Origin of the sequence: Arthrobacter sp. YA7-1, assembly GCF_025960325.1 — a bacterium.
Taxonomy (GTDB): Bacteria; Actinomycetota; Actinomycetes; order Actinomycetales; family Micrococcaceae; genus Arthrobacter; species Arthrobacter bambusae_A.
On the sequence record NZ_CP110114.1, the window covers coordinates 3,681,489 to 3,703,893 of the forward strand.

Sequence of the window (22,405 nt, forward strand, 5' to 3'; positions counted from 1 at the left end):
AAACGACATCAAATGCGAGTCAGTTGGGTGGGGGTGGAGGCGTCGGCGTCCTTCAGCGCCAGGTAGATCTTGTCCCGGGCGATGGGGAGCGCCGCGAACCTCACCCCGGTAGCGTTCCGGATGGCGTTGGCCAGCGCAGGCGCCACGGGGTTGAACGGGCTCTCGCTCATCGACTTCGCGCCGAGCGGCCCCATCTGGTCATTCGTTTTCGCGAAGTACACCTCGCTGCGCGGCACGTCCGCGAAGGAAGGGATGTGGTACTGCCGCAGGATGTCGGTAGTGACCTTGCCTGCGTCGTTCACGCGGACTTCCTCATACAGCGCGACACCCAGCGCCTGGGCGATTCCGCCTTCCACCTGGCCGCGGCATTGCCGTGGATTGACCACGACTCCGGCATCGGCGGCCTGGACGCTCTGCAGGATCCTCAGCTCCCCCGTTCCTGTATTCACGGCAACGCGGAATCCGTGGACGTTGAACGCGACCGAACGCGGGGTCCCTCCCCAACGCCCTTCGGCTGCGGCTTCAACGCCCTGCTGCCGCGCGGCGTCGTACACCTCGATGAAGGGAACCACCCGCGAACCGCAGCGCACGGCGCCGTCCTCGAGCACGCAGTCCGACTCCGGCACACCGGCAACCTCGGCCGCCACTGCCCGGATCCGGAGCGCGAGCTCCTGCGCCGCGAGCAAGGTCGCTTGCCCGGCCACCACGGTTCCTGCGGAGCCGAACGCACCGGTATCGTGCTCCACGAGGTCCGTATCGGACTGGCGAACAGCCACGTTCGACGCCGTCGTGGACAGGGCGGTTGCCGCCAGTTGAGCGTGGACCGTGGTGGTGCCGTTGCCGAACTCGGCGGTCCCGACGGCGGCGTCGAACGTCCCGTCCGGCAGGAGCGTGAGGCGCGTGTGGGCGAAGTGCCCTCGAGGCGGAACGGTGTCGATCATGGACAGCGCGGAACCGACGCCCGTGACCCACCCCGGGCCGAAGTTGTCGAGGCCGGCATCCCGGTAGCGTTTCTCGCCCCGCTCGAGGGCATCCCGCACCAGAGCCACGCACTGGTCCAGTCCGTAACTCCCGTAGAAGACGTCCTCCTCCGGTTCCGGGTGCGTGGACAGCATGTGGTCCCCAGGCCGGACCATGTTCTTGAGCCGGAAGTCCAAGGGGTCCATGCCGATTCCCACGGCGAGTTCATCCATGGCGGACTCAATCGCGAAGATCATCTGGCTCAACCCGTAACCACGGAAGGCACCGGCCGGGACCGTGTTGGTGTACACGGCCTGGGCATCCACCTTCTTGTTGTCGCAGTTGTAGACGGCCAAGGACTCGCCGCAACCGTGGAACATCACTCCGGGCGCGTGGTTTCCGTACGCACCGGTGTTGGTGACCACGTCCACCTGCATCGCGGTCAAGTGGCCGTCCCGGGCCGCCCCAGCCTTGACCTTGATGGTGAAGGGGTGGCGAGTGGTGGTGGCGGTGAACTGTTCGGTCCGGGTGAACTCCACTTGGACGGGCCGGCGCAGCTTGAGCGCCGCCATGGCCACGAGGTCCTCGGTGAGCACTTCCTGCTTGCCGCCGAACCCGCCGCCCACGCGGCCGGCCACCACGCGGATGCGGTCTTCGGGAAGATCGAACACGCGGGCAAGAGTGCGCCGGACCAGGAACGGGACCTGGCTGGAGGAACGCACCATGAGCCGGTCCTCCCCTGGGTTCTCTGAGGGCTCCACCCATGCGATGGAGCAGTGCGTTTCCATGGCGACGTGCTGCACCCGCTGGGTCTGGTACGTGTTCTCGTGGATGAAGTCGGCGGCTGCGAATCCGGCTTCGACGTTCCCCAGCTCGGAGTGGACCTCCGCCACGACGTTGTTCTGCGGGCGGGAAATCCGGGCCGTTTCCCCATCCTTCTCCCCATGGATCGCGGGCGCACCGGGCAGCAACGCCTCCTGTGGCGAGAACACAGCGTCGAGGAGTTCGTACTCCACTTTGATGGCCCGGGCCCCGGCTTCGGCTGCGCCCACCGATTCGGCGACGACGGCGGCAACCCGCTGGCCGATGAAGCGCACGATGTCGTCGAGGACGCGGGTGTCGTCGGGATCATCGGTGTAAAGCTCGTGCTGGGCCGTCGAGAACAACCGGTCCGGCGCGTCCTCATGCGTGAAGACCGCAACGACGCCGGGTAGCTGGAGGGCCGCCGTCGTGTCAATGGAAACGATCCGGGCATGCGCGTGCGGCGAGCGCAGCAGTTTGAGGTGCAGCAGACCCGGGAGCTGTTCTGCCGGGATGTCGAGGGTGTAGCGGGCGGTGCCGGTGACGACGGCGTGCCCCGCCGGGGCGGGTACGTTGTCGCCGAGCTGCCCGGAGCCCTTGGCGACTGCGCCGGAACCGGCTGGCGCGCCGGAGCGCGCCACGCCGCCGTCGGGCGCGTGACTGCCGCAGACCGCGTCCGCGATCGCGCGGTAGCCTGTGCAGCGGCACAGGTTTCCCTTGAGGTTTCGCGGGAGGTTCGCCTTCTGTTCCTCGTCGAAGGTGGCGGCGGTCATCATCATGCCGGCCGTGCAGAAGCCGCACTGGAAGCCCTGGTTTTCCAGGAACTGTTCCTGGACCGGGTGCAGCTCGCCCTCGCTGGAAAGCCCCTCGATGGTGGTGACCGAGTGCCCTTCGGCGTGGACGGCCGGGTAGATGCAACTGTGCACGGGTTTACCGTCCACGTGGACGGTGCACGCGCCGCAGTCGCCGCCGTCGCACCCTTTCTTGACGCCGAAGTTGCCCTGTTCGCGGAGGAACGTCCGAAGGCACTGGCCCGGGCGGGGTGCGGCCTCGGCGGCTGTTCCGTTGATCTCGATTGCCATGCTCAGGCCTCCTTCTGCTGCTCGGTGCTGAATTCAGGTTGCGTGGACGGTTGCGGCGACGTGGCATGCGGCGGCCAGAAATCGCCCGATACGGTGGGCGGTCCGTCTGGAACCGGATCGAGCAACTCGGAGCGGATCTCCTCGGCCAGGCGAAGGGTCATGTCGTGGCGCCATTCCGGGAGCCCGTGGATGTCGTCGTGGTACAGCTCCGCAGGGATTGAATGCCCTACGGCGGCGGCCAGCCGCTCGGCGTCGGGCAACTCCGCTGCGGCGAACCGCAGTGGCACGGGCCGTTTGGTCGCGGCGGTGACGCTGAGGACCAGGCCGCCGTCGGCGTCGAGCCTTCCGATCAGCAGCACCCCGGATCGCCCGAGGTTGCTCAGCGAGAGTCGGCGGAAGGCCACCCTCCCCGCCAAGGCCGACGCCGGCAGGTGGATGCTGCGCAGGAGCTCGCCGGGTGCCAGGCAGTTTTTCCCGTCCCCGGTGACGAACTCGGCCACCGGAACAGTTCGGCTGCTGCCGTGGCGTCCGAGGATGGTGGCCTTGGCATCCAGGCCGGCGCACAGCGAAATCATCGGCCCGGCCGGGAGCGAAGTGCACACGTTGCCGCCAACGGTGGACATGTTCCACACCTTGAAGGACGCAACGAAAGAGTCGCAGCAAGGCCGGAAAAGATCCAGTCCCGGCCAGTTCCGGCCGGCCACGGCGTCGGACACGGGCACAGCGTAGAGCTCGGCGATGGTGCAGGTGGCGGCCAGCTCAATGCCGGCGTCGCTCACGGTGACGGCGGGCCAGCCTGCTTGCCCCAGATCGAGCAGCCGTTTGAGGGGTTGTTCGCTGCCCACCGGGCTGCCGTAGGAAAACAGGACGGTGCCGCCGGCAAGCCAGGCATCGCCGTCGCGCCACTGGCCTGGATCCGTGGTGGCAACCACGGACTCGATGGTGTTCATGTCCATGGGGTCACCTTGCTTTGTTCGAGGGTGTTGGTCTGATGGATCGGTCCCGTTCCGTCTTTGAGCGAACCCCGGGCGGAGGCCGGGTGCGGAGCGCGGGATGCGAGGATTTCGGCGGTAATGGAAACGGCCACTTCGGCGGGAGTGACCGCGCCCAGATCCAGTCCGATCGGCGAATGGAGGCGTTCGAGGGCCCCGGCCGGGACGCCGCAGTCCAGCAGTCCGTCGATCCGCTGGCGGTGGCTGCGCCTCGAACCCATGGCTCCCACATAGGCGAGATCCAAATCCAGGGCGGTTTCCAGCAGCGGAATGTCGAACTTGGGATCGTGGGTCAACACGCACACGACCGTGCGGGAATCGATCCGGCCCGCGGCCGCTTCCGCGGCAAGGTAGCGGTGCGGCCAGTCGGTGACCAGGCGGTCGGCGGCAAGGAATCGGCCCTGGCTCGAAAAGGCAGGCCGCGCATCGCACAAAGTGACGTCGTAACCCAGGAGTTTCCCGGCGGGGAGCAAGGCCGCGCCGAAGTCGTTGGCGCCAAAGATCAACATCCGGGCTGCGGGCAAGCGGCTTTCCACGAAGAGGGTAAGGGGTTCGGCTTCCACCGCTGAGCCCGCGCAGCCCTCGGCCGGAGCGAGCCGCACCAAGCCCGCGCGGCCTCCATGCAGGAGTGGTTCGAGCTGGACCGCGGCCGCGCGGATCACGGCGTCATCCCCGCCGAGAAGGGCCGAAAGTTCCCGTGAACCTGCGGCGGAAAAACCCGCCGGATCAGGAACGACGACGGCGCCTCCCGCCGCGTCGAGCCTGCGGATGAGTGCCAGGGAAGAGCCACCGGCGCTGTTCAGGAGTGCCAGGTCAAGCCCGGCGGCGCTGGTTGATTGGATTGGCTGGATGTGGACTTCCAACTCGCCACCGCAGGTGAGCCCGACGGCGAACGCGTCCTCGGCACTGTAGCCGAACCACTCGAGGCGGCTGCCGCCGTCGTGCATTGCTTGAAGGGCGGCCTCCACCACGGCCCCTTCCACGCAGCCTCCGGAGAGGCTGCCAAGCACGTCGCCGTGTTCGGAAACCAGCATTGATGTGCCGAGGGGCCGGGGCACGGAGCCTCCCGCGGCCACGATGGTGGCAACGGCGCACCGCTGCCCGGATACAGCGGGCCGCCAGGTGCCCAGCGAGGGCATCAAATCCAGCATGGCAACACCTCCATAACCGAGGTCCCGGACCGGAAACCCGCCCGGGGCAGTGTGCGATCTTGCCTCATATTCTCATTCCTTGCGTCGGTACAGGAGAGCTTCGGGTAAACAGGCACCCCGTTGCGTGAAGAGGACCGGGGCGGGCCTCTCATTTTCCGCCCCGGTCCTTGGCGGAGCGGCCGCATCTCGCCGCCGCCCGCCGTCGTCGTGGTCCGCATTATGCGGTTCGTGACGATCGGCGGACGCCTATTCATTGCGGTGACTTGCGGCCGGACCGCCGTCTCAATGGCCGGCTACCCTCCTGGCCGGCTACCCTCCCATGAGCGTGCTGATCGGGCCGCGGGCGAAGTAGATCAAGAAGCCCACGGTCACTACCCACATGAGCGGATGGACTTTCTTGCCCTTCCCTGCTGCCGAATGGATCACGGCCCAGGAGATGAATCCGACGCCGATGCCGTTGGCGATGGAGTACGTCAGCGGCATGGTGACGATGGTGAGGAAGGCGGGCAGGGCCACGGAGAACTTGGAGAACTTGATCTCGCGGATCTGCGCCATCATCATGGCACCCACGACTACCAACGCCGCGGCTGCGACCTCGAGCGGAACCACGCTGGTGAGCGGGGTCAGGAACATCGAGCCCAGGAACAGCAGCCCGGTGACTACCGACGCCAGGCCGGTACGGGCTCCTTCGCCAATGCCGGCCGCGGAGTCGATGTACACGGTGTTGGACGAGCCCGACGTCGCGCCGCCGGCTACCGCGCCCAGGCCTTCGACGATGAAGGCCGACTTGAGCTTGGGGAACGTCCCGTCCTTGTAGGCCACCCCGGCGCTCTTGGCGAGGCCGGTCATGGTGCCCATGGCGTCGAAGAAGTTGGTGAACACCAGGGTGAACACCAGCATCGTGGCCGCCAGGCCGCCGATCCTCGAGAACGAACCGAAGAGGTCGAAGTGGCCCACCAGGCTGAAGTCCGGGGCGGAAACCAACTGGCCGGACAGTATCGGGGTGTTGAGGTGCCAGCCACCGGGATTGGCGGCGCTGCCAGGCCCGATGTGCATGACGGCCTCGACGACGACGGCGAGGACCGTGGTGGCGACGATTCCGATCAGGAGGCCGCCTTGGATCTTGCGGGCCACGAGGATTCCCATGACCAGCAGACCGACAATGAAAACAAGGGTTGGTATTGAGGTGATGGAACCATCGGTGCCGAGCTGGACCGGCGGCCCGCCTTTCGTGGGGCGGACGAAGCCGGAATCGACGAAGCCGATGAAGGCGATGAACAGGCCGATGCCAACTGTGATGGCGGCCTTGAGTTCCTTGGGCACAGCCTTGAAGATCGCGGTCCGGGCACCTGTGACACCGAACAGGACAATCAGGATGCCGTTGATGACCACCAGGCCCATGGCTTCCGGCCAGGTTACTTCGTGGATGACGGCTACGGCGAGGAACGAGTTGATTCCCAGGCCCGCGGCGAGCCCGAACGGCAGGTTCGCGATCAGGCCGAAGAGGACCGTCATGACGCCGGCGGTCAGGCCGGTGACTGCCCCGACCTGCGCCGCGGACAACCATCCGCCGGCCACGTCCGTGGGTGCGTTCTGGGCGGAGAATCCCCCCAGGATCAGTGGGTTGAGGATAACGATGTAGGCCATCGTGAAGAACGTGACGATGCCGCCGCGGAATTCGCGGGCCAGCGTGGAGCCACGCTTGGTGATCTGGAAGAAACGATCCAGGAAGGAGTTCGACGCCGGGGGCTTGGGGCTGCTGCCCCGCCGTGCCAGTCCGGTTGCCGTGTGCTTTTCGCGTGCCTCTGTCTGCCCTGCGCCGGAAGGCGCAGCCTGCTTTTCAGTTGCCGTTCGCATTTCTGCGGGGTCCAGGATTGTCATTTTCAGCCACCGGCCCTAGTAGTCAATCCTGGAGTCAAGCGTGTTCCAGGTGTTGAACGGTTCCAGGATGGCCGGCGCCTGGGGGTCGCCCAGTTCCAGTTTGGCGACCGGCATGAGGGTATTCCGGTCGTCGTTCTCGAAGTATTCGTAGAAGACGGCGTCGTCGAAGCCGACGGACGCGGCGTCGTGCCGGTCCGCTGCGAAAACCACATTGCCGATGCGGGCCCAAAGAGCCGAGGCCAGGCACATGGGGCACGGCTCGCAGCTCGTGTAGAGAGTGGCTCCGCTGAGATCGAAGGTGCCGAGCTCGCGGCAGGCGTTGCGGATCGCCGTGACCTCGGCGTGCGCCGTGGGGTCGTTGGTAGCGGTGACCCTGTTGACGCCTTCGAAGGCGCGGCCATCCGCAGTGACAATGACGGCGCCGAACGGCCCGCCGCTGTTGAGGACATTGGCTGTTGCCAGCTCAATGGAAGTGGCCAAGAAATGTTCGGCCGTGACGGTAGTACTCATGTGCGACTTCCTTAGTGCTGAGGAAGCCTGTAACCAGGGGGCATCTGAACATGACAGACCAGTGCTGCGATTACCAGGCTTCAGCATGTGCTTTTGAAGGTTTCGCCTGGTAGATAGCTTCCCGGAGTCCGGGTGCCCGCCTTTGGCAAATTGAGATTAGCACCGGAGTTGTGAGCCGCGCCATAGTTTCTGGAAAAAAAGTTTCAACATGTGAAATTCCAGCTTGGTGGCGGGCAGGTGGCTGGGCGAGCGCCGGGCTTGGGCGCCGGTCACATTGACGCACTTCGGGGAGCCACCTACGCTGGGTGCCACCGGCAGGATTGACCTCCGGAACCTGGATCAGCAGACAGGAACCACTGAGCTGGAACGCAACTACGCCGACCAGACAAGGATCCCCGTGTCCCCGACATCCGTTTTCCAGCCAACCACTCCCGCAACAGACCCGGCCTCTTCCCGGCTCTGGATCAAGAATCCCCTCGCAGTGTTCACCGCCAACGGCCTCGACGCCCGCGGCGGCATCGTGGTCAGCGATGGGAAAATCGCCGAGCTCGTCCCCGCAGGCAAGAGTCCATCCGCGCCGTGCCATGAAACGTTCGACGCCGGCAGCCACGTCCTGCTGCCCGGGCTCATCAACACGCACCACCACTTCTACCAAACCCTCACGAGGGCCTGGGGCCCGGTGGCCAACGCTCCCCTGTTCCCCTGGCTGCAGAACCTGTATCCCGTGTGGGCGCGGTTGACGCCGGACAGCCTCGAACTTGCCGTGAAAGTCGCGCTCGCCGAACTCCTGCTGTCCGGCTGCACCACGGCAGCCGACCACCACTACCTCTTCCCCGCGGGACTCGAGGACGCAATCGACGTCGAGGTCGGCGTCGTACGCGGACTCGGGATGCGCGCCACCCTCACCCGCGGGTCCATGACGCTGGGCGAGGACGACGGCGGACTGCCGCCGCGGTCCACCGTCCAGCGTCCGGAGGTGATCCTCGCCGACAGCGAACGGCTCATCGGGAAGTACCACGAACGCGGAGACGGGGCGGTCATCCAGATCGCCTTGGCCCCCTGCTCGCCGTTCTCGGTGACCAGGGAGATCATGGCCGAGAGCGCCGCCATGGCCGAACGGCTGGATGTCCGGCTCCACACGCACCTCGCGGAAACCATCGACGAGGAAGATTTCTGCCGCGAGATGTTCGGACTGCGCACCGTGGACTATTTGGAGAGCGTCGGGTGGCTCGGAAAGCGCACCTGGCTTGGCCACGGCATCCATTTCGACGACGACGAGATCGCCCGGCTGGGTGCCGCGGGCACCGCCGTCGCGCATTGCCCGACGTCGAACATGCGGCTCGCGTCCGGCACCGCGCGGGTGCTGGAACTTGAGGCCGCCGGGGTTCCGGTGGGGCTGGGAGTGGACGGTTCGGCGTCGAACGATGCCTCCAACATGGTCCTCGAAGCGCGGCAAGCGCTGTACCTGCAGCGGCTGCGCTACGGCGCGGACGTCCCGGTGGAGCGGGCGCTCGGCTGGGCGACGCGGGGGTCCGCCGCAGTGTTGGGGCGCACGGACATCGGCCAGATTGCGCCCGGCATGCAGGCAGACCTTGCCATGTTCACGCTTGACGGGCTGCGCTTCTCCGGCAGCCACGATCCCATCGCGGCCTTGCTGCTCTGCGCCGCGGACCGCGCCGACCGTGTGATGGTGGGTGGAAAATGGCGCGTTGTGGACGGGCAGATTCCCGGCCTGGACATCCCGGAACTTATTGCCAAACACTCAGCCGCCGCACAGAAAATCATCAGGGCTTCGGAGTAGCCTCTCGATTAGGTCGTAGATCAGGAGGCACATCATGACCGTCCCCCAGCACAACACGCCGACTCCTCCAGGTTGGTACCCGGACCCCTCGGGCTCCGGGCAACTACGGTGGTGGGACGGCAACGCCTGGACCGGGAACGCGTGGAACCCACCGGCTCAGGCCGGCGCAGGTCAGGCGGGCGCGGCTCAGGCGGGCGCGGCGTGGCCCCCGGCCGCGAGGTCCGGGCAATACGGCGGAACGGGGCAGTACGGGGGAACCGGGCAATACGGCGGAACCGGGCAATACATGGGACCTGTCCAGCCCGCGCCGCGCCCGGAAATCAGCAAACAGACCCCGGTCTACAATCCGTTCATCTGGCTTGTCACTCTGCTGCCTGTGATCACGCTGATCATCCTGCTGCTCTGGAACCCGGTCTTCCACGTGAGGTACGTCGGTGCCCGCCGCGTACCGACCCTCGATCCCAGCGCATTCAGCGTTCCATATTTCCTGCTCGTTATTTCAGCCTGGCTCATCTACGGAGTCAGCGTTCTCTTGTCCTACCTCGACTGGCAAAAGCTCCAAAGGGACGGGGTAGTCCGCCCCTTCCACTGGGCATGGGCCTTCCTGGGCGCCGGAGTCTACGTGGTAGGCCGTTCAGTGATCGTCCACAAGGTCGCCCCGCAGCGAGGGCTCGCACCGGTTTGGGCACTGATTGGCCTGACTGCACTGAGCTTGATCCTGGTGTCGGTCAAAGCGGGCTCGATCGTTTCCACCCTCGCCAAGGCCATGCAAATGTAGCTTCGCCGGACGGATTTTCCATCGCACGACGCAAAACGGCGGGCGGCACGACCCCTGAGGGGCCGTGCCGCCCGCCTTTTTTGGCTCTGTTGCGCAGAGTCCTTCATCCCCGGGGCAGGAGCCCTAGGAACGCTGGCGGCCGAATACCGGGAGGGCGCGCAGCCAGCGGGAGAACGTCCCGGGCATACGGTCACAATCGGCCGGAATGTAGAAGTCGGGATCCGTGGCGCCGAACGGCAGGTACAGTTCCTGGCCGGACGCCGGGAAGTCCACGACGTTGTTCTTATCCTGCGAGTCCATCTGTCCTCCTGTTTCATGCGCTCAAGTTCTCCGTGGCGATGTGGCTCTTCTCAGTTGAACTTCCACATGCTGGAAAACAGTTTTTGTTATATGGAAATCGTAAGGGGGATTCCGGAACCGCGTCAAGGGGTGCCCAAGAGGCACGCCATCGCCGCCACCCGCCGTCGGTCACAATCGGAAAGTAGATAACGATTCTTCGGAAGTGATGTACACCACTGGCAAACGTGGGCTACGCTTTCTTCAATTCGTGGCGCAGGTCACGTAACCTGGGAGCAGCAGGCAGGGTCGTAATGAGCTGGCATCAACGGATGCCGGCTCTTTTTTTGTTGGGTCGGCTCCACCAGAAACGCGTATGAAACACGCGCTTAATTTCATTGGTGGACCTTAGTGGTTCCACCTCATAGAAGTTGGGATATGACCATGAGCAACAACATCGTCCTCGGCGACAACCAGTACGGCAAGGCAGAAGTCCGCGTCGTCAAAGTCACCCGCGACACCGACCGCCACCAGGTCGAAGACCTCAACGTCACCTCGCAGTTGCGGGGCGACTTCCAGGCTGCGCACCTCCAGGGCGACAACGCACACGTCGTCGCCACGGACACCCAGAAGAACACCGTCTACGCCTTTGCCCGCGAGGGCATCGGCTCCCCTGAAGCCTTCCTCCTGCGCCTGAGCGAGCACTTCACCTCAAGCTTCGAGTGGGTCACCGGCGGCCGTTGGGAAGCCGAGGCCTACACCTGGGACCGCATCCAGGCACACGGCTCCGAACACGACCACAGCTTTGTCCGCAAGGGGCAGGAAGTCCGCACCGCCGTCGTGGTCCGGGAAGGCAACACAACGCACGTCATCTCGGGCCTCAAGGACCTGACCGTCCTCAAGACCACGCAGTCCGGCTTCGTGGGCTACCCCCGCGACCGCTACACCACGCTGCCCGAGACCACGGACCGCATCCTGGCCACCGATGTCTCGGCCCGCTGGCGCTACAGCACCGGCCTTGACGTCGCCGGGACCGACTTCAACAAGAGCTACGAAGACATCAAGGCCCTGCTTCTGGAAGGCTTCACGGAGAACTACTCCCACGCTCTGCAGCAGACCCTGTTCGACATGGGCAAGAAGGTGCTCGAAGCCCATAGCGAAGTGGACGAGATCAAGTTCTCCATGCCCAACAAGCACCACTTCCTGGTGGACCTTAGCCCGTTCGGCCTCGACAACCCCAACGAGGTCTTCTTTGCCGCCGACCGCCCGTACGGCTTGATCGAAGCCACGGTCCAGCGCGACAACACCACACCTGCCCCTGCTGCGTGGAACGGCATCGCCGGCTTCTGCTAAGCCCCCAGGTACCCGCCCAACTGGCTCGCAGTAAGTGTCGTTTTGGACCCTCAAAACGACATCAAATGCGAGTCAGTTGGGCAGCCATACCCAAAACCACATTGTTAGCCAGACAAAGTTAGCCAGACAAAGACGTCTGCCATGAACCAAGAGAGTCTGCCATGAACACGAAGAAGAAATCCCGCCCCGCAGAGTCCGGGCCAGCCCGACCCGAGGACAAGCGCCTCTCGCTCGGAAGCACGTTCGCCTACGGCTTCCAGCACGTCTTGACCATGTACGGCGGCATCATCGCCCCGCCGCTCATCATCGGAGCCGCCGCAGGCATGTCCTCGCAGGACATCGGCCTCCTGATCGCGGCCTGCTTGTTTGTGGGTGGCCTCGCGACCATCCTGCAGACGGTCGGCATCCCGTTCTTCGGATCGCAACTGCCACTGGTCCAGGGCGTGTCCTTCGCCGGCGTCTCCACCATGGTGGCGATCGTCAACGGCGGGGGCGGGATCCAGGCGGTGTTCGGCTCTGTCATGGTGGCCTCCCTCATCGGCCTGCTGATCACACCCCTTTTCTCGAAGATCATCAAGTTCTTCCCACCGGTAGTCACGGGTACTGTCATCACCACCATCGGGCTGACGCTCATGCCCGTCGCGGCCAACTGGGCCATGGGCGGCAACAGCGCCGCACCCAACTACGGAAGCGTGGCGAACATCGGCCTCGCGGCGGCCACTATGGGCATCGTCCTGCTCCTGAGCAAGATCGGCAACGCGGCCATCTCCCGCCTGTCCATCCTCCTGGCCATGGTCATCGGAACAGTCATCGCCCTCGCTACGGGCATGGCCGATTTCTCCAAGATCGGCCAAGGTCCGGTGGTGGCTTTCCCCACGCCTTTCGCGTTCGGTGCACCCACCTTCGAGATCGCTTCCATCGTTTCGATGCTGATCGTCATCCTCGTCACCTTGACCGAAACCTCGGCTGACATCATCGCCGTCGGGGAAATCGTGGAAACCAAAGTCGATTCACGCCGTATCGGCAACGGCCTCCGGGCGGACATGCTCTCCAGCGCCATCTCGCCGATCTTCAATTCCTTCACCCAGAGCGCCTTCGCCCAGAACGTCGGCCTTGTAGCCATCACCGGCATCAAGAGCCGCTTCGTGGTCAGCGCCGGCGGGTTCATCCTGGTGATCCTCGGCCTGCTGCCCGTCCTCGGGCGAGTTGTCGCAGCGGTTCCCACGCCGGTCCTGGGCGGCGCCGGCGTCGTACTCTTTGGAACCGTGGCCGCCAGCGGCATCCGGACGCTCTCCAAGGTGGAGTACCGCAACAACATGAACCTGATCATCGTGGCGGCGTCCATCGGCTTTGGCATGATCCCGATCGCGGCCCCGAAGTTCTACGACCAGTTCCCGGCGTGGTTCTCCACGATCTTCCACTCGGGCATCAGCTCGGCCGCGCTCATGGCCATCCTGCTGAACGTGCTCTTCAACCACCTCAAGGCCGGCAACTCGGACAACCAGTCCGTGTTCGTGGCAGGAACGGGCCGCGTGGTCAGCGAAGCGGACATTGCATGCCTCGCGCACGGCGACCGTTTCGAGAACGGCAAACTGATCGACGCCGAAGGCAAGGAAGTGCCGCTCAAGTCGGACAGCCCCGCCGAGCACTGACGGCCCTCCTCCGACGCCCGCTCACGTATATGGACTGTTTTTGAGACCCTCGCTCACATGAAGAACTGCTCCCCGGAAGTTGGACTGAGAATTTCAGTTCCGATTTCCGGGGAGCAGTTGTGTTGATGCAACTTGTTCAACGAGCGTAGGTGAGCGAGCGTCCGCCCGAACCCCCACATAGGTGAGCGAGCGAGCGTCCGGGACGGGTTAGTTCTGGTTCAGCTCGGCCGAGATCGCGAGGGCGGCCTCGCGCAGGAGCGGCACGGCACGGTCGGCAAAGTGCTGGTCCACGCGGGACACCGGTCCGGACACGGAAATGGCGGTGGGCGTCGGAGCATTGGGGACGGCCATCGCGAAGCAACGGACGCCGATCTCCTGCTCTTCTTCGTCGATCGAGTAGCCTCGTTCGCGGATCCGGTCGAGATCGGCGAGCAGGGAGTCGATGTCCCCGATGCTCTTGGCCGTGGGGGTCGGCATGCCCGTGCGGGCTACGATCCCGCGGACCACCTCGTCGTCGAGCTGGGCCAGGATGGCCTTCCCGACGCCGGTGTCGTGCGTGTGGGCGCGGCGGCCCACCTCGGTGAACATGCGCATCGAGTGCAACGACGGAACCTGGGCCACGTAGATGACCATGTCGGAATCCAGCACGGCCATGTTGGACGTTTCGCCGAGCCGGTCCACGAGGGACTTCAGCTGGGGGCGGGCCAAGGCTCCGAGTTGCTTGTTGGCGCCTTCGCCAAGCCGGATGAGGCGGGGGCCCAGCGCGTAACGACGATTGGGCAGCTGCCGGATGTAGCCGAGGGACACCAAGGTGCGCAGCAGGCGGTGGATGGTGGGGAGCGGCAGGTCCGTCGACGACGACAGTTCGCTCAACGTGACGTCTCCGCCGGCGTCGGTGATGAGTTCCAGCAGTTCGAAGACGCGCTCGACGGACTGCACGCCTCCCGAGGGCTTTTCAGCCATTCCGTTGTCTCCTATGGCTCGGAATCCGACAACTCTTATCCGCATCGTGAAAAGAATTGCTTAGAACACTCAAGATACAGCACGCGACGCCGGAATGCTCGCTCACCAAACGGGGCTTGTGTTTCCACTTTGTAGATAATAATATCCATAATACGAAAACATTCAGTTTGAGCGGAGGCCCGTCACGGGCCTTGTACGAGGAGGAAATTCAATGGCGAACCCGAGCCCCGGAAATTCGATCACCCTGCGCGTCGCCGCGCCGTCGAGCTTCACTGCTACGAGCGAGCTGGCCGCAGCCGTCGGTGCTGCCGGCGCAGCCGTCACCGCACTGGATGTGACCGAGTCGCACCACGACACCCTGGTTGTCGACGTCACCTGCAACACCACGGACGAAGACCACGCCAACCGCGTCAAGGACGCCCTCAACGCGCTCGACGGCGTCACGGTCCAGCACGTCTCGGACCGCACTTTCCTCATGCACCTGGGCGGCAAGCTCGAGGTCGTCCCGAAGGTGGCCCTGCGCAACCGCGACGACCTTTCGCGCGCCTACACCCCCGGCGTCGCACGCGTTTGCCTCGCCATCGCCGAGGACCCGGCCGCTGCACGCAACCTGACGGTCAAGCGCAACACGATCGCCGTCCTCACCGACGGTTCGGCCGTCCTTGGCCTGGGCAACATCGGCCCTGCCGCGGCGCTGCCTGTCATGGAGGGCAAGGCCGCACTGTTCAAGCAGTTCGCCAACGTCGATGCGTGGCCGGTCTGCCTGGACACCCAGGACACTGAAGAAATCATCATGATCGCCAAGGCCATGGCCCCCGTCTACGGGGGTATCAACCTTGAAGACATCGCAGCCCCGCGCTGCTTCGAAATCGAGAAGCGGCTCCGCGACGAGCTGGACATCCCCGTCTTCCACGACGACCAGCACGGAACCGCGATTGTCACCCTCGCGGCCCTCGTCAACGCATTGCGCGTCGTCGACAAGAAGCTGTCCGAGGTCAAGATCGTGGTTTCCGGCGTCGGCGCTGCCGGCTCGGCGATCATCCAGCTCCTCAAGGCCCAGGGCGCGCAGCACATCGTCGCCGCAGGCCGCTCCGGCGCTATCCACTCAGGCGAAAAGTACGACGACGAGCACCGTTCCTGGATTGCGGCGAACACCAACGAGGCCGGCTTCTCCGGCACGCTGCACGAAGCCCTCAAGGGTGCCGACGTGTTCATCGGCGTCAGCGCACCGCACGTGATCGGCGAAGAGCAGGTCGCCTCCATGGCCGAGGACGCAATCGTGTTCGCCATGGCCAACCCGACCCCGGAAATCGACCCGGTGATCGCGTCCAAGCACGCAGCCGTGGTCGCCACCGGCCGGAGCGACTTCCCCAACCAGATCAACAACGTGCTGGCCTTCCCGGGCTTCTTCCGCGGACTGCTCGACGCCGGAGCATCGGACATCATCCCGGAAATGCTCGTGGCCGCCGCAGAGGCTATCGCCAACCGGGTCGCAGATGATGAACTGAATGCGAGCTACATTATCCCCAGCGTCTTCGACCCCCACGTTGCAGCCGACGTCGCCGCAGCCGTAGCCAATGCAGCCAACGCGGCAAACGCGCGGCAGCAGCAAACGCAGGCCACCAGCGCTCTCTAGGAAAGGACCATCCCATGGCTCTCACAGTCACAGACCCCCGGCCGATCGAACGAGCCGAGGAGATCCTGACTCCCAAGGCGCTGGCCTTCGTGGAGGAACTGCACCGCCGTTTCGCGGGCACCCGCACCGAACTCCTCGCGGCCCGCGTCGCCAAGCGCGAAGAAGTGGCCCGTACCGGCCGCCTCGACTTCCTGCCCGAAACGCAGGACATCCGCGACGGCGACTGGAAGGTCGCCGAAGCGCCCAAGGCATTGCAGGACCGCCGGGTCGAGATGACCGGCCCGGCCTCCCCTGCCAAGATGGCCATCAACGCCCTGAACTCCGGCGCCAAGGTATGGCTCGCCGACCTCGAAGACGCCAGCACGCCGACCTGGGCGAACGTCATCGACGCCATCCTGAACCTCCGCGACGCCGCCCAGGGCACCCTGAGCTACACCTCCCCGGAGGGCAAGGAATACCGGCTCCGCACGGACGCGCCGCTCGCCGTCGTCGTCGCCCGCCCCCGCGGCTGGCACATGGACGAACGGCACCTGCTGCTCGACGGCGAACCCACCGTGGGTGCGCTGGTGGACTTCGGCCTGCACTTCTTCCACGTGGCCAAGCAGCTCCTGCTCAACGGCCACGGCCCGTACTACTACCTGCCCAAGATGGAAAGCCACCTCGAGGCCAGGCTGTGGAACGACGTCTTCGTCTTCGCCCAGGACTACCTCGGCATCCCGCAGGGCAGCGTCCGCGCCACGATGCTGATCGAAACCATCCCGGCCGCCTTCGAAATGGACGAGTTCCTCTACGAACTGCGGGACCACGCGTCCGGCCTGAACGCCGGCCGTTGGGACTACCTTTTCAGCATCGTGAAGTACTTCCGCGACGCCGGCGAGTCCTTCATCCTGCCGGACCGTGCGTCCGTGGTCATGACGGCCCCGTTCATGCGCGCCTACACGGAACTGCTGGTCAAGACCTGCCACAAGCGCGGCGCTTTCGCCATGGGCGGCATGGCTGCCGTCATCCCGAACCGCCGCGAGCCCGAGGTTACTGCCCAGGCGTTCGAGAAGGTCCGCGCGGACAAGACCCGCGAGGCCAACGACGGCTTCGATGGTTCCTGGGTGGCCCACCCGGACCTCGTCTCCACGTGCCGCGAAGTGTTCGACTCGGTGCTGGGCGAGAAGCCGAACCAGCTGGACAAGCAGCGACCCGAGGTTTCCGTGACCGCCGAGCAACTGCTGGACATTTCCTCCGCCGGTGGCCACGTGACCGAGGCGGGGCTTCGCTTGAACCTCTATGTCGCCGTCGCGTACACCGCCGTGTGGCTCTCCGGCAGCGGCGCCGTTGCCATCCACAACCTCATGGAAGACGCCGCCACCGCGGAAATCTCCCGGTCCCAGGTGTGGCAGCAGATCCGCAACAAGTCCGTCCTGGCTGACACCGGCAACACGGTCACCCGCGAACTGGTGACCAAGATCCTGGGCGAAGAGACCGACCGCCTGCGCAGCGAGGTCGACGCCGAGACCTTCGGGAAGTTCTACGAGCCGGCCAGCCGCCTGATCGCGGACATCTGCCTGTCCGAGGACTACACGGATTTCCTCACCACTCCCGCCTACGAGCTGGTGTAGGAATGGCCGCATCCTCCTTCTCGGCGGCCGATCTCGCCGCGATAGACTCCCAGCTGGCCGCGACCGACCAGCTGCTGGAACGCAACTACCCTGGCGACGACGGCACCCGCCAGCCCGTGCACACCGTGTACGTCCCGGCGGACCGTTTCACGCCGTCGCTCTCCGCAGAATGGGGCGCCCAGGCGATCACGACGGCGGAGGCCCACGGCGGTCTCGAAAGGCTCGGCACGCTTCTGGGCCAGGAGCCTGAACTGGCTGCCGCCGTCGCCACCCGTGTGGCTGCCAAGTTGCGCAGCGAACCGATCGAGGACTTGCGCCTCGACTTCGAGGACGGCTACGGCGACCGCGGTGACGAAGCGGAAGACGTCGCGGCCGTAGCGGCGGCCCAGGCTGTCAGCGAAGCCGTTTCCGCGGGTTCCGCCCCGCCGTTCATCGGCATCCGCTTCAAATGCTTCGAGGCCCCCACCCGGGCACGTGGCCTGAAGACCCTTGACCTGTTCGTCTCCACGCTGGCCTCCGCCGGGGAACTGCCCGAGGGTCTTATCCTGACACTGCCGAAGGTCACCACAGTGGCCCAGGTACAGGCGATGGACTTCGCAGTGTCCCGGTTGGAAGAGATCCACTCCCTTCCGGCGGGCCGGCTCCGTTTCGAAGTCCAGGTGGAAACGCCGCAGCTGATCCTCGGCCCGGAGGGGACCTCCCCCGTTGCCCGGCTTCCGCACGCAGTTCCGGGCCGTATCAGCGCATTGCATTACGGCACCTACGACTACTCCGCTTCGCTGCAGATCTCCGCGGAGTACCAGTCCATGGAGCACCCGGTGGCCGATTTCGCCAAGGAAGTCATGCAGCTGGCCGTCGCGGGAACGGGCATCCGGCTCTCCGACGGCTCCACCAACATCATCCCTGTGGGGGACAACGTGGAAAACGCGTGGAAGCTGCACGGTCGTTTGGTCCGCCGCTCCCTTGAACGCGGCTATTACCAGGGCTGGGACCTGCACGCTGCCCAGTTGCCGAGCCGCTTCGCGGCAACGTACGCCTTCTACCGCGAGGGCCTGCCTGCCGCCGCGGCCCGCCTCCGCAACTACGTGGAGCGTACGGAAGGCGGCGTCATGGACGAACCCGCCACCGCCCGCGCCCTGGCCGCCTTCGTCCTGCGCGGCGTCCAATGCGGAGCGGTGGGTTCCGAAGAAGTGCTGGCGCTTGCCGGCGTCGAACTCCCCCGGCTGACTGCACTGGCGCATCCGCGGCTCGCACACACCACCTCCAAGTAAGGATCCAATAATGGGAAAGTACTACTACCCCCAGGGCGGGCTGCCGCCGCAGACCCACCTCACCACGGAACGGGCCATCGTCACCGAGGCCTACACCGTGATCCCCAAGGGTGTCATGACCGACATCGTGACCAGCACCCTGCCGGGTTTCTCCAACACCCGTTCCTGGATCCTGGCCCGCCCCATTTCCGGATTCGCCACCACGTTCTCCCAGTTGATCGTTGAGATCGGCCCGGGAGGCGGCGCTCCCAAGGCCGAGTTCGAGGCAGGCGTCGAAGGCGTCGTCTTCGTCACCAAGGGCAAGGTCAACCTGACTCTCGACGGCGAACTGCACGAGCTCGAGGAGGGCGGTTATGCCTACCTCGCCGCCGGTGCCTCCTGGGGCCTGGAAAACGTCTCCGACGACATCGTCTCCTTCCAATGGATCCGCAAGGCCTACGAACGGCTTGAAGGTTACGAGGCAAAGTCCTTCGTGACGAGTGATGCCGAGGTGGAACCCACCGCGATGCCGGACACCGATGGCGCCTGGAAGACCACCCGCTTCACGGATTCCAGCGACTTGGCCCACGACATGCAGGTGAACATCGTGACGTTCCAGCCGGGCGGGGTCATCCCGTTCCCGGAGACCCACGTCATGGAGCACGGCCTCTACGTGCTTGAGGGCAAAGCCATGTACCTGCTCAACAATGACTGGGTGGAAGTGGAAGCCGGCGACTTCATGTGGCTCCGCGCCTTCTGCCCGCAGGCCTGCTACGCCGGCGGTCCGGGCCAGTTCCGTTATTTGCTGTACAAGGACATGAACCGGCAGATCAAACTGACCTAGGACTCGTCCTTCCGGCTTCCCCAACTGACTCGCAGTTAATGTCGTTATGAGCGCTCATAACGACAACTACTGCGAGTCAGTTGGGTTTGGGGGGGACCTGCGTTCTCGGCGTTGACCCCCTCGATTGGGAAGAGGACGATCGAAGCTAGGGGGCAAGGGCGCCCAGCCGTTGCCCTGCAACGTTGCTTCAGGAGGCAGCCATGGAGGCTGCGCGGCCCTCTCGGACTTCCCGGACGTCGCGGCGAGCGCGGGTCGCCGCGGTCCTGGCTTTGACCTTGGTGTCCGGAGCTTGCACCTACCCCCTGACAAGCGAACCCCCGGCGGACACTTCGCTATCCGATTCGCAGGCGGCACTTCCTGAGTCCCCTGTTGCGGATTTCTTCGCGCATGAAATGCTCAACCGGGGTGCGCCGGCCGTCGTCGTCCAGATCAAAGTCCGGGGTCGGGAATGGTCCCAGGCCTATGGAAGCCAAGACGTCGAAACCGGCGAACCCGTGGCCGTAACCGACCGGATCCAGGCCGGCGGCATCACTCAGTCGATGGTGGCGGTCTCGGTGCTCAAGCTGGTCCAGGAAGGAAAGCTTGGCCTTGAGGACCCCGTCACGGAATACTTCCCGGAATTCGAGCAGCTCGACCATCCGCCTGGCCCCGTCACCATCCGCTCCCTTCTGAACCACAGTTCCGGCCTGCCCGATGCGCCGGAAGCCATCTTGAAGTCCATGCCGCCCAAACAGGCCATCGACACGAGGTTCAGCATCCAGGACTATCTCCGGATGGCCGGGACGGTGCCGTGGGCGAACGCAAACTTCCAGCTCTTCCGTTACTCGGATGCCAACTACTTCGTCCTCGCCGCGATCCTGCAAAAGCTCCGCGGCCGACCACTCGGCGATGTCCTGAATTCGGACATCTTCGCGCCGCTGGGAATGAGCCACACCTCGCTGGCAGCCGAGCCGGATCGCGATGCCCGCGACATGATCCAGAGCTACGAATTCATCGACGGCGAGCGCATCAACGCCTCGCAGCCGGAGTATCTCATCGCTTCCCCCGCAGAGGGGGTCATCTCGACGGTGGGCGACATCAACACGTTCTACGCAGCGCTCATGCAGGGCCGCCTCCTGACGGCGGACACCCTCCGCGACATGCAAACCATGTGGCAGGAGGACCACGGACTCGGGCTGCAGCGTTGGAATGACGAATGCACCAACGGTTTCTACTACGGCTATGGGGGCAGCACCTGGTTTGCGAGCATCGCGTTGTCCACGAGCGACGGGAGCCGCCAGATAGCGATGAGCTTCGCCTATCCCTCCGACACGGAAAAGCACCTTGAGTCGACCGACGGGAGCGGCCAGCCGGAGTTCGAACAGCTCCGGGAGGTGGCCATCGCGGCGATGAACGGACTCTGCTGATTCACTCCGATGCCGGCGCCCCTGACCATGCAATTCCCCTCCTGCTAGGGTCTGACCATGGATGAGAATCTGGGGAAATTCATCGAGGACTTCGCAACACTGACCCGATTGGCCCAGTCTGGATTGGACCAGTCCGACGCCGAGCAGCTGCTGCAGGCGCTGACCGGGCATCTCGGCGTGCCCGCACATGAACTATCCGTGGTGGCGGAGGAGATCCCGCCGCACCGGTTGGTGGATGTGGACATCGTCATGGAAAGGCTTGCCGGCCGGGATCCGGACTATCGGCTGGTAGGCATCGGCGGTGGCGATCAACGCCACCATATGTCCTTCAGCGATATGCTCCAGCAGTCCCGGAGCTATCCCCGCTTTCCCATCGCCCAGCCGGATTACACCAACCTGGCCACGGGGCCGGATTCCCAGCGCCAGGCCGTGGCGCTGGGACTGTGGCTTTTCAACTATGGCGGCTCGCCCGTGGCAGTTCTCCAGCGCGAGGCCAAGATGGAACGACACCGGCAGACTGTCTCGCTCGAAGTCCTGGCCACCCGCCCTGCCGTCGCATCCGGGCTTCTGGCGGAGGTGCGTCGCGACATGGAACGCCAGAGTGTTTTCAAAGGCCAGATCGTCGCCCTCGCAGTCAGCGATTACGGGCCGAACATCAGCGGGGTGACCTTCATCAGGCGCCCGGAGCTGGCCAGCAGCGACGTGGTCCTTCCGGCCGGCCTCCTCGACAAAGTGGAGGGCCACACCCTGGGCATTGCCCGGCAATCGGCCATCTTGGCTGCGCACGGACAGCATCTCAAGCGCGGCCTCCTCCTCTACGGGCCGCCGGGCACCGGTAAAACACACACGGTCCGGTACCTGCTGAGCCAAAGCGAGGGTACGACGGCGGTACTCCTCTCCGGCGGTTCGCTCGCCAGGATTGCCGAGGCAGCCAAGATGGCCCGGGCCTTGGCGCCGTCCATCGTGGTGCTGGAGGACTGCGATCTGATCGCCGAGGACCGCAGCTTCGGCCACGGACCCAGGCCTTTGCTTTTCGAAGTGCTCGACGCCATGGACGGGTTGGACAACGACGCTGACGTCGCGTTCGTGTTGACCACCAATCGCGTGGAACTTTTGGAACGCGCACTCTCCCAGCGGCCTGGACGAGTGGACCTGGCGGTTGAAATACCCCTTCCGTCCAAGCACGAACGGGTGAAGCTATTGAAGCTGTATTCGAGCGGACTCCAGTTCTCCCCTTCGGCGATCGAAGGTGCCGCTGCCCACACAGCCGGCACTACGGCGTCGTTCGCCAAGGAACTGATCCGACGCTCGGTGGTAGCGGCCGCCGCGGCAGGCAAGGCTCCCGGCGATTCGCACCTGGGCGACGCGGTGGGCCAGCTCATGGCCGATGGCGAAGCCCTCACACGGAGCCTGCTCGGAAGCGACGACCGTGGGCCCCTCGCAAAGGAGTAGCCGCCGC

At 65.1% G+C, this 22,405-nt stretch carries 17 protein-coding genes; 10 read left to right on the top strand and 7 right to left on the bottom strand.

All coding sequences use genetic code 11. The features are described from left to right. Nucleotides 1-8 precede the first annotated feature (8 nt). From OIT41_RS17220 to OIT41_RS17240, 5 genes are all read right to left on the bottom strand, one after another. A complete protein-coding gene (locus OIT41_RS17220; RefSeq protein WP_264636952.1) occupies nt 9-2,843 on the bottom strand; it encodes a molybdopterin-dependent oxidoreductase in 2,835 nt (944 codons plus the stop codon). Nucleotides 2,844-2,845: 2 nt separating this feature from the next. Next, nucleotides 2,846-3,799, bottom strand: coding sequence for an FAD binding domain-containing protein (locus tag OIT41_RS17225; protein WP_264636953.1), 954 nt, complete (start codon nt 3,797-3,799; stop codon nt 2,846-2,848). Further along, nucleotides 3,790-4,986 carry an XdhC family protein gene (locus OIT41_RS17230; RefSeq protein WP_264636954.1) on the bottom strand — a complete coding sequence of 399 codons (1,197 nt, stop codon included), beginning with the start codon at nt 4,984-4,986 and terminating at the stop codon, nt 3,790-3,792. Before OIT41_RS17230 ends, OIT41_RS17225 begins: the two co-directional genes overlap by 10 nt. A gap of 309 nt (nt 4,987-5,295) precedes the next feature. Beyond that, nucleotides 5,296-6,867, bottom strand: a complete 1,572-nt coding sequence (locus tag OIT41_RS17235) for an NCS2 family permease (RefSeq protein WP_264636955.1) — start codon at nt 6,865-6,867, stop codon at nt 5,296-5,298. A 15-nt stretch (nt 6,868-6,882) separates the two neighbouring features. Further along, complete coding sequence (locus OIT41_RS17240; RefSeq protein ID WP_241710304.1) at nt 6,883-7,377, bottom strand: nucleoside deaminase; 495 nt, start codon at nt 7,375-7,377, stop codon at nt 6,883-6,885. Nucleotides 7,378-7,774: 397 nt separating this feature from the next. On the opposite strand from OIT41_RS17240, the gene OIT41_RS17245 reads away from it, so the two are divergent. Continuing rightward, a complete protein-coding gene (locus OIT41_RS17245; RefSeq protein ID WP_241710303.1) occupies nt 7,775-9,178 on the top strand; it encodes an 8-oxoguanine deaminase in 1,404 nt (467 codons plus the stop codon). Nucleotides 9,179-9,212: 34 nt separating this feature from the next. Continuing rightward, a complete protein-coding gene (locus tag OIT41_RS17250; RefSeq protein WP_264636956.1) occupies nt 9,213-9,956 on the top strand; it encodes a DUF2510 domain-containing protein in 744 nt (247 codons plus the stop codon). Nucleotides 9,957-10,079: 123 nt separating this feature from the next. Here the strand turns inward: OIT41_RS17250 and OIT41_RS17255 are convergent, their stop codons facing one another. Further along, nucleotides 10,080-10,256 (bottom strand): hypothetical protein, encoded by a 177-nt coding sequence (locus OIT41_RS17255; protein ID WP_264636957.1) that lies wholly within the window; start codon nt 10,254-10,256, stop codon nt 10,080-10,082. A 414-nt stretch (nt 10,257-10,670) separates the two neighbouring features. Between OIT41_RS17255 and pucL the strand changes: the two genes are divergently transcribed. Both pucL and OIT41_RS17265 read left to right on the top strand, forming a co-directional pair. Continuing rightward, nucleotides 10,671-11,585: a factor-independent urate hydroxylase gene (pucL, locus tag OIT41_RS17260; protein WP_264636958.1), complete on the top strand. Its 915-nt coding sequence runs from the start codon at nt 10,671-10,673 to the stop codon at nt 11,583-11,585. A gap of 161 nt (nt 11,586-11,746) precedes the next feature. Then, complete coding sequence (locus OIT41_RS17265; protein ID WP_078107589.1) at nt 11,747-13,237, top strand: nucleobase:cation symporter-2 family protein; 1,491 nt, start codon at nt 11,747-11,749, stop codon at nt 13,235-13,237. Nucleotides 13,238-13,444: 207 nt separating this feature from the next. Here the strand turns inward: OIT41_RS17265 and OIT41_RS17270 are convergent, their stop codons facing one another. Then, nucleotides 13,445-14,200, bottom strand: a complete 756-nt coding sequence (locus OIT41_RS17270; protein WP_078107586.1) for an IclR family transcriptional regulator — start codon at nt 14,198-14,200, stop codon at nt 13,445-13,447. A 211-nt stretch (nt 14,201-14,411) separates the two neighbouring features. Between OIT41_RS17270 and OIT41_RS17275 the strand changes: the two genes are divergently transcribed. The 6 genes from OIT41_RS17275 to OIT41_RS17300 all read left to right on the top strand — a co-directional run bounded on the left by OIT41_RS17275 (nt 14,412) and on the right by OIT41_RS17300 (nt 22,398). Then, nucleotides 14,412-15,836, top strand: coding sequence for an NAD-dependent malic enzyme (locus OIT41_RS17275; protein ID WP_078107585.1), 1,425 nt, complete (start codon nt 14,412-14,414; stop codon nt 15,834-15,836). A 14-nt stretch (nt 15,837-15,850) separates the two neighbouring features. Beyond that, nucleotides 15,851-17,446: a malate synthase A gene (gene aceB, locus OIT41_RS17280; RefSeq protein WP_241710300.1), complete on the top strand. Its 1,596-nt coding sequence runs from the start codon at nt 15,851-15,853 to the stop codon at nt 17,444-17,446. Nucleotides 17,447-17,448: 2 nt separating this feature from the next. Then, nucleotides 17,449-18,717 carry a DUF6986 family protein gene (locus OIT41_RS17285; protein WP_078107583.1) on the top strand — a complete coding sequence of 423 codons (1,269 nt, stop codon included), beginning with the start codon at nt 17,449-17,451 and terminating at the stop codon, nt 18,715-18,717. A 10-nt stretch (nt 18,718-18,727) separates the two neighbouring features. Beyond that, complete coding sequence (locus tag OIT41_RS17290) at nt 18,728-19,540, top strand: bifunctional allantoicase/(S)-ureidoglycine aminohydrolase (protein ID WP_078107582.1); 813 nt, start codon at nt 18,728-18,730, stop codon at nt 19,538-19,540. Nucleotides 19,541-19,740: 200 nt separating this feature from the next. After that, entirely contained in the window at nt 19,741-20,946 is a 1,206-nt protein-coding gene (locus OIT41_RS17295) for a serine hydrolase domain-containing protein (RefSeq protein ID WP_264636959.1), read from the top strand. Nucleotides 20,947-21,003: 57 nt separating this feature from the next. After that, nucleotides 21,004-22,398, top strand: a complete 1,395-nt coding sequence (locus tag OIT41_RS17300; protein WP_264636960.1) for an AAA family ATPase — start codon at nt 21,004-21,006, stop codon at nt 22,396-22,398. The last annotated feature ends 7 nt before the right edge of the window (nt 22,399-22,405 follow it).

What these genes read in the sequence shown, in the direction of transcription:
- OIT41_RS17220 (WP_264636952.1), bottom strand. Translation starts at nt 2,843, where the DNA reads ATGGCAATCGAGATCAACGGAACAGCCGCCGAGGCCGCACCCCGCCCG.
- OIT41_RS17225 (WP_264636953.1), bottom strand. Translation starts at nt 3,799, where the DNA reads ATGGACATGAACACCATCGAGTCCGTGGTTGCCACCACGGATCCAGGC.
- OIT41_RS17230 (WP_264636954.1), bottom strand. Translation starts at nt 4,986, where the DNA reads ATGCTGGATTTGATGCCCTCGCTGGGCACCTGGCGGCCCGCTGTATCC.
- OIT41_RS17235 (WP_264636955.1), bottom strand. Translation starts at nt 6,867, where the DNA reads ATGACAATCCTGGACCCCGCAGAAATGCGAACGGCAACTGAAAAGCAG.
- OIT41_RS17240 (WP_241710304.1), bottom strand. Translation starts at nt 7,377, where the DNA reads ATGAGTACTACCGTCACGGCCGAACATTTCTTGGCCACTTCCATTGAG.
- OIT41_RS17250 (WP_264636956.1), top strand. Translation starts at nt 9,213, where the DNA reads ATGACCGTCCCCCAGCACAACACGCCGACTCCTCCAGGTTGGTACCCG.
- OIT41_RS17255 (WP_264636957.1), bottom strand. Translation starts at nt 10,256, where the DNA reads ATGGACTCGCAGGATAAGAACAACGTCGTGGACTTCCCGGCGTCCGGC.
- pucL (WP_264636958.1), top strand. Translation starts at nt 10,671, where the DNA reads ATGACCATGAGCAACAACATCGTCCTCGGCGACAACCAGTACGGCAAG.
- OIT41_RS17265 (WP_078107589.1), top strand. Translation starts at nt 11,747, where the DNA reads ATGAACACGAAGAAGAAATCCCGCCCCGCAGAGTCCGGGCCAGCCCGA.
- OIT41_RS17270 (WP_078107586.1), bottom strand. Translation starts at nt 14,200, where the DNA reads ATGGCTGAAAAGCCCTCGGGAGGCGTGCAGTCCGTCGAGCGCGTCTTC.
- OIT41_RS17275 (WP_078107585.1), top strand. Translation starts at nt 14,412, where the DNA reads ATGGCGAACCCGAGCCCCGGAAATTCGATCACCCTGCGCGTCGCCGCG.
- aceB (WP_241710300.1), top strand. Translation starts at nt 15,851, where the DNA reads ATGGCTCTCACAGTCACAGACCCCCGGCCGATCGAACGAGCCGAGGAG.
- OIT41_RS17285 (WP_078107583.1), top strand. Translation starts at nt 17,449, where the DNA reads ATGGCCGCATCCTCCTTCTCGGCGGCCGATCTCGCCGCGATAGACTCC.
- OIT41_RS17290 (WP_078107582.1), top strand. Translation starts at nt 18,728, where the DNA reads ATGGGAAAGTACTACTACCCCCAGGGCGGGCTGCCGCCGCAGACCCAC.
- OIT41_RS17295 (WP_264636959.1), top strand. Translation starts at nt 19,741, where the DNA reads ATGGAGGCTGCGCGGCCCTCTCGGACTTCCCGGACGTCGCGGCGAGCG.
- OIT41_RS17300 (WP_264636960.1), top strand. Translation starts at nt 21,004, where the DNA reads ATGGATGAGAATCTGGGGAAATTCATCGAGGACTTCGCAACACTGACC.